The organism is Methylobacterium sp. Leaf123, assembly GCF_001423405.1.
GTDB lineage: Bacteria > Pseudomonadota > Alphaproteobacteria > Rhizobiales > Beijerinckiaceae > Methylobacterium.
The window spans coordinates 38,322-44,702 of the sequence record NZ_LMNS01000013.1; the positions used below are offsets into that span (position 1 = coordinate 38,322).

General features: G+C 66.0%; 6 protein-coding genes. 1 reads left to right on the forward strand and 5 read right to left on the reverse strand.

Annotated features, from left to right (window positions below):
• Window positions 1-124: 124 nt before the first annotated feature.
• The 4 genes from rutR to ASF53_RS12705 form a co-directional block, all read right to left on the reverse strand.
• A complete protein-coding gene (gene rutR / locus ASF53_RS12690; RefSeq protein WP_056198609.1) occupies window positions 125-766 on the reverse strand; it encodes an HTH-type transcriptional regulator RutR in 642 nt (213 codons plus the stop codon).
• A 116-nt stretch (window positions 767-882) separates the two neighbouring features.
• Entirely contained in the window at window positions 883-1,374 is a 492-nt protein-coding gene (locus ASF53_RS12695; protein ID WP_056198613.1) for an ureidoglycolate lyase, read from the reverse strand.
• On the reverse strand, window positions 1,371-2,210 hold the full coding sequence (locus ASF53_RS12700) for a bifunctional allantoicase/(S)-ureidoglycine aminohydrolase (protein WP_056198616.1): 840 nt from the start codon (window positions 2,208-2,210) through the stop codon (window positions 1,371-1,373). The genes ASF53_RS12695 and ASF53_RS12700 overlap by 4 nt, the downstream gene beginning before the upstream one ends.
• Before the next feature lie 36 nt (window positions 2,211-2,246).
• Entirely contained in the window at window positions 2,247-3,482 is a 1,236-nt protein-coding gene (locus ASF53_RS12705) for a urate hydroxylase PuuD (RefSeq protein WP_056198619.1), read from the reverse strand.
• A gap of 137 nt (window positions 3,483-3,619) precedes the next feature.
• Here ASF53_RS12705 and ASF53_RS12710 point away from each other — a divergent pair, with 137 nt between their 5' ends.
• Window positions 3,620-4,543 (forward strand): LysR family transcriptional regulator, encoded by a 924-nt coding sequence (locus tag ASF53_RS12710; RefSeq protein ID WP_056198623.1) that lies wholly within the window; start codon window positions 3,620-3,622, stop codon window positions 4,541-4,543.
• 797 nt (window positions 4,544-5,340) lie between these two features.
• On the opposite strand, the gene ASF53_RS25730 is transcribed toward ASF53_RS12710, so the two are convergent.
• Window positions 5,341-6,102: a hypothetical protein gene (locus ASF53_RS25730; RefSeq protein ID WP_156635535.1), complete on the reverse strand. Its 762-nt coding sequence runs from the start codon at window positions 6,100-6,102 to the stop codon at window positions 5,341-5,343.
• Between the last annotated feature and the right edge of the window lie 279 nt (window positions 6,103-6,381).

The window sequence follows — 6,381 nt, forward strand, 5'->3', positions numbered from 1 at the left end:
AGAGCCGATATTTGACCGTTTGCACAAACTCTCCGCGCCATGCCTGCGCGGCGTGCCGCTTCTGCTCACGGCCCGTGCGTTTTCGGCCAAGTTTTCCCGAGGTGAGCGCGGGGGAGGGGACGAATCAGGCCAGCCCGAGGCTCGCCAGAATCAGTCTCTGCGTGCTCTCCACCGTCTGCTCGAAGAAGGCCTCGTCGCTGAGGTCGCGTCCGGTGATGGCCTCCACCTGCACCGCGAAGTCGGCATAATGCTGGGTGATCGCCCAGATCGCGAAGACGAGGTGCCGGGGATCGTGCGGGGCGATGCGGCCGTCCGCGATCCAGCCGCGCAAGACCGCGGCCTTGGCCTCGACCAGATCGCGCAAGGGGCCTTCGAGTTCGGCGCGGAGCAGCGGCGCGCCCTGCACGATTTCGAGGCAGAACAGCCGCGAGGCGCGGGGCGCATCCCGAGACAGGGTGATCTTCGAGCGGATGTATTGCTTGAGCGCCTCGGCCGGCTCCGATGCCGCGTCGAGCGCTTGGAGCGGGTCGAGCCAGACGTCGAGCACGCGCCGCAGCACGGCGAGGTAGAGCTCTTCCTTGGTGCGGAAGTAGTAGAGCAGGTTCGTCTTCGAGAGCCCGGCGCGCAGGGCGATCTGGTCGAGGCTGGCGCCGTGCAGGCCGACGGTCGAGAAGACCTCCAATCCGGCATCGAGCACGGCTTCCCGGCGCAGGGCGCCGTCGCGTCGCTGCCGTCGCGCAGGGGCCCCGATCCCGCTTCCGACCACGCCCGAGCCTCCCGATCCGTCACCGTCCCCGCGCGGCCTGCCGATCCCGTATCCGATCCGGCGCGCGCGACAAACGGGTTCTGCGACCGCCGGACGGCGATCCCGGACGTCTCCCCTTACGAAATCGTCCAGGGCTCGTCGAAGACGTGCTCCTCCAGGTTCACCCCGGGCCCGCCCCGGTCGATCACCCAGAACGCCTGAGGTTGGTCGAGCGGCGTGAGAACGCCGTGCCAGGTGCCGATGGCGTAGCAGACGCCCTGGCCCGGCCCGGTGATGAAGGCCCGCGGCCGGCCGGGCCTGCCGCCCTCGTCGGGGCAGACCACGACGAGGAACGGCGCGGCGTCGAGCGGCACGAAGGCCTGGGCGCCGAGCGGATGACGCTCGACGAGGCTCAAGCGGAGCGGCAGCGTGTAGGGCTCTGCCTCGACGGCGCCGATCACCACCTGCCCGTCCTCGCCGGTCACCGGCACCGCCGCCAGGTCGTGGAAGCGCCGCGCCTTGCCGCGATTCATCGGCCGCGGCGCGACGGCGCGCTTGTCGATCACCGTGCCGAAGGGCGCGAAGGCCTCCGGCGTCAGCGGCTCGATGGCGATCCGCCGGTCGCTCATCGGGCGGACCGGAAGGGCGCGAGCGCGGCGTGCCGGTTCACGTCCTTGTAGAGCAGGTAGCGGAAGGGGCCGGGGCCGCCCGCGTAGCAGGCCTGCGGGCAGAAGGCGCGCAGCCACAGGAAGTCGCCGGCCTCGACCTCGACCCAATCGCGGTTGAGCCGGTAGACCGCCTTGCCCTCCAGCACGAACAGGCCGTGCTCCATCACATGCGTCTCCTCGAACGGGATGACCCCGCCCGGCTGAAGCGTGACGATGTTCACGTGCATGTCGTGGCGCACATCCTCGGGCGAGACGAAGCGGGTGGTGGCCCAGGCGCCGCCCGTGTCGGGCATCGCTGTCGGGGTGATCTCGGCTTCGTGGGTGACGAGGGCCGGCGGCGGCTCGATTCCCTCCACGCACGCGTAGGCCTTGCGGATCCAGTGGAAGCGGGCCGGCTCCGGCTCGTCATTGCCCAGGCTCCAATTCGCCCCCGGCGGCAGGTAGACGTAGCTGCCGGGGCGCAGGGCGTGCGCCTGCCCGTCAAGGACGAGGCGGAGCCGGCCGCCGACCACGAACAGCACGCCTTCGGCCTGAGGGTCCGGCTCCGGCCGCGCGCTGCCGCCGCCGGGCGCCACCTCCATCAGGTATTGCGCGAAGGTCTCGGAGAAGCCCGAGAGGGGTCGCGACAGGATCCAGGCCCGCGTCCCTTCCCAGAACGGCAGGACGCTCGTGACGATGTCGCGCATCACCCCCTTCGGGATGACGGCATAAGCCTCCGTGAACACGGCCCGGCCGGTCATCAGCGCCGTCTGAGGAGGCAGGCCGCCGCAGGGCGGATTGTAGGGGGAAGCCGTCATTCAAAGAGTCCGTTGTCGCGATGTCGGGCAGGGATCTCAGCGCGCGGTGTTTTCGAGCCAAGCCGCGATCACGCCGCGCTCCTCGTCGGTCATCTCGGTGACGTTGTTGGGCGGCATGTTGTGCGTCAGCACGACGTGCAGGCGGATCGCCTCGGCCTGACGGCCGATGGCCTCGGCGGTATCGAGCCGGACGCCCTTGGGCGCGACGCCGATCCCGTCCCAGACCGGCTCGGCCGCGTGGCACATGGCGCAACGCCCGGCGACGAGTTCGACCACGTGGTCCGGCGGTGTCGCGGCGGCCAGGGTGGTAACCGGCGGACCTTCCGCCTGCGGCGGCAGGCCCAGCACCGAGCGGCCCCCGGCGCTTCCGACAAGGGCGAGGACGAAGGCGGCGGCCAGACCCGCCGAGGCCACGGCCCAGGCCCACCAGGGCGAGCGCGCGTGGTCCGCATGGCGGACATTGTAGAAGAAGCGGATCACCGCGCCCGAGAAGGTGACCAGCGCGACGATGAGCGGGATCGTCGCCTTCGACCCGAACAGCATCGGGTAGTGGTTCGCGATCATCATGAGCACGACCGGCAGCGTCAGGTAGTTGTTCTGAGCCGAGCGCTGCTTGGCCTGTTTGCCGAGGCTCGGGTCCGGCCGCTCCCCCTTCAGCAGCGCGGCGATGATCTTGCGCTGGTTCGGGATGATGATGAAGAAGACGTTGCCGGCCATCCAGGTCGCCATCAGGGCGCCGGTATGGATCAAGGCGCCGCGGCCGCTGAACACCTGCGAGAAGCCGAAGGCGACCAACGTAATGGCAAGGAGCCCCACGGCGGCGAGCCCGGTCTCGCTCTCGCCGAGCTTTGAGCGGCAGATGCGGTCATAGATCAGCCAGCCGAGCGCCAGCGCGCCGACGCCGAGCGCCGACGCCGCCGGAGCAGACAGGTCCATCACCGCCGGGTCGATGAGGGTGAGCCGCGACTGCGCGTAGTAGATCCAGGCCAGCAGCACGAAGCCCGAGAGCCACGTCGTGTAGGCCTGCCACTTGTGCCAGGTGAGATCGGGGGAAAGATGCTCCGGCGCGACGAAATACTTGCGCATCTCGTAGAAGCCGCCGCCATGCACCTGCCAAGCCGCGGCGCCTTCGCCGACCGGGATGTCCGGCGTCCGCTTCAGCGACGTGTCGAGATGCATGAAGAAGAACGACGAGCCGATCCAGGCCATCGCCGCCACGATGTGGAGCCAGCGCAGCAGCAGGCTCCCCCATTCCCAGACGAAGCTCTCCACCGCTTCTCCCTTCCCTGTCCGGCGCCGATCCTACAGCTGCGGACGGGCTTGTATGCCCATCAAATTCCTTGCCAGTTTTCGAAATTTTCGCGAAATCGAAGGCCGCGTCGGCGAGGCCGCGGGGCTCGGGAGAGGGGATGCTGTCTCTGGAGAGTATCCGTACCTTCATGCGCGCGGCGGAGACCGGCAGCTTCTCGGCCGCCGGCCGGTCGCTGCGCCTGTCGCCCTCGGTGATTAGCTACCGCACCCAGACGCTGGAGGAGCATCTCGGCTGCCTGCTGCTCACCCGCACGACGCGGCGGATGAACCTGACGGAAGCCGGCCGTGTCTTCTACGACCGCTGCCTCGACATCGCCGCCTCCGTGGAGCGCGCGGAGAAGAGCGTCGAAACCCAGGGCGCCGCGCCGCGCGGGACGCTGAAGGTCACCGCCCCGCTGGCCCTCGGCCGGCGCGTCGTGGCGCCGCTGATCCCCGCCTTCCGCGCGCGCCATCCCGAGACGGATGTCCACCTTCGGCTCTCCGATCATCTGCTCGACCTCGTGCAGGAGGCGGTCGACGTGGCGGTCCGACTCGCGCAGATGCGCGACTCGACCTTCACCCTGCGCAAGGTCGCCGAGATCGAGCGGATTCTGTGCGCCTCACCGCGCTACCTCGCCGAACACCCCGCCCCCGAGAGCCCGGCCGAGCTCATCGATCATTCCTGCCTGCTGCTGCGGTTTCCCGGCTCCGAGCAGTTCCGCTGGACGCTTCGCGACGGCGACGAGGTCGTGACGCTGCCGGTCTCCGGGGGCATCGACGCGGATGACGGCGACGTGCTGACCGAATGGGCGATCCAGGGGCAGGGCATTGCCCTCAAGCCCGTCTTCGAGGTGGCGCCCTATCTCGCCGACGGCCGTCTCGTGCCGGTCCTGCCGCGGACGCCACCGCTGCCGTTGACCCTCGGCGTGGTCTACCCGTCGCGAAAAATGCTGCCCAATCGGGCCAAGACCTTCATCGAGTTGACGACCGAGGCCCTGCGCGCCCATGTCGGCACCCAGCTCGACCTGATCGGCCGGCGCTGACGCGGTAGGATGCCGGAGTCGGGCGGCCGTTTGCGCGCGGGTCGCCAAGCGATTTCGTCGCGCCGCGGCCGCTTCTGGTTGGGGGACGGCCACCAAAGATCCTGCGGAGCACCTTCATCGGCGTTGGCCCGCGTCGATGTCTGCGGTCCTGTTTGTCCGGGCGCATGCGGCCACGACCGACGACCTGGGCGAGCGCAGGATCGAGGATCGGGGCCCCGTCGTTGCGGTCGCGTGCCGGAGCGGAGTCGTTGGATAAAGCGGTGTGGTGCCAGTTAGTTAGATAGCAAAGGGCACGCAGCGAGCGCTGCGTGCCCTTTCTGATGTGCGGTCCTATGCTTCGAATCGGCCTCGACGACGATTCCTCAGGTCGATTCTCTGCTTCGGTTTACGGCTCTCTACAACAATACGCGGTCCCTTAGGAGCAACCCGTCGTCGAGCCGCACATATATAACGGATTCGACATGGTTTGTCTGTATGTTCAATAGGTTGAGCCGAGGCATATGCCCAGTCGGTTATGCCGTCGCTAGAGGGGCCCGGATAAGATACGAAACGGTGCTATCACTATTTATCGTAGTCCATGCTTTGGTTTAAGTTCTTTCCTCGAAACCGAGGAGCTTGCCTGACGGAAGCGAATATGAGTGTCTCTCACAAAACTCCCGCTGCGCTGTCATCGCCAGAGCGAGAACGGTCGGAGACCGGGAGTTTTGTGAGGCACTCTAAGTTCGGGTCACATAGCTCGTCGTTCGGAAGCTGTGATCCACTGGATCCGGGGTATGCATTCGACTGGGGTATCATCTCTATAAGATGTGCTCGTGCGCTGCGCGGATCATATTTGCATAAGCAGCTTTCACACGCCGGACTCGGTCAATCAATTCGCTACCTAGCGTGTCATACCTAGCGCTTTCGTCTGCGGTCGGCATGTGCGTGCCGCTTCGATCGATGTTCAAGTCCGGCTGTAGGCATGTTCTGCTTTGTGTCGTGGCACCCATTGGCACGAAAAACTCGCTGCCTACAAAATGGCTGAGTTGCTGGATGGCCTCCGCCAGTGCTCTGGCTCGATCTCGAACAACGGCATCTACTAAATAAAAATCGGGAGACCGCAACCGGTCTGTCATCAGATCAAGAAAATCTTGTTCAGAATTATAAATGGAGTGGTCGGCCGCAATGGTACCTAGAATGCTTTTGATCTTTTGCTCTGGAAAGGTGCTCTGAAATTCTCGCATCATCGGCGCGTCATGATCTCTGATCCGCTTGTCGGCCAACTCCTTCCTCAGAGCATCGGCGCGATAGGCAAGGAGATGATATGCGAGGCCAACGACGACGAGGGCGAATCCCCAGCCCGGGGAGGTCGTGGATTCGATCTGAACATCAAGATACTTCGCGATCAAAGCTCGGGCTGGTGTTTCCCACCAGGGCCCGGCAATCACCAGTACGCCGGCAGCAGTGACCATCCATGCGAGCCGATTGTGGGGCGCTCCCCTTATAAGGGGCCACACCCGCTCAAACACCTCAACGCTGCGGGTGATCAGGCGATCGAAAACAGCAAACCCCTGAGACATCGTTTCCTCGGGCTGAAGGTCCTAGGTCAGCCCGCTCTCTTGCATCGCTGCGGGGGCCTCCTTAAGCGTGCCCATATAGGGGATCAGCCCCTGAACGAGAACGGGGCGCTCAAGTTTGGAGAAGCTCGATGCAAGCCCAGCCGCGGCTGTTCGACGGCCATGTCGCAAGCAACTTCTAGCCGGCTAAGAGCCCGTCCGATAATGTCTGGCCGGGGTTGAGTGGCCGGGATGGCGGTGATTCCAGAAGGGTGCTGAAGCCTGATCTGGACGTGCCATGTG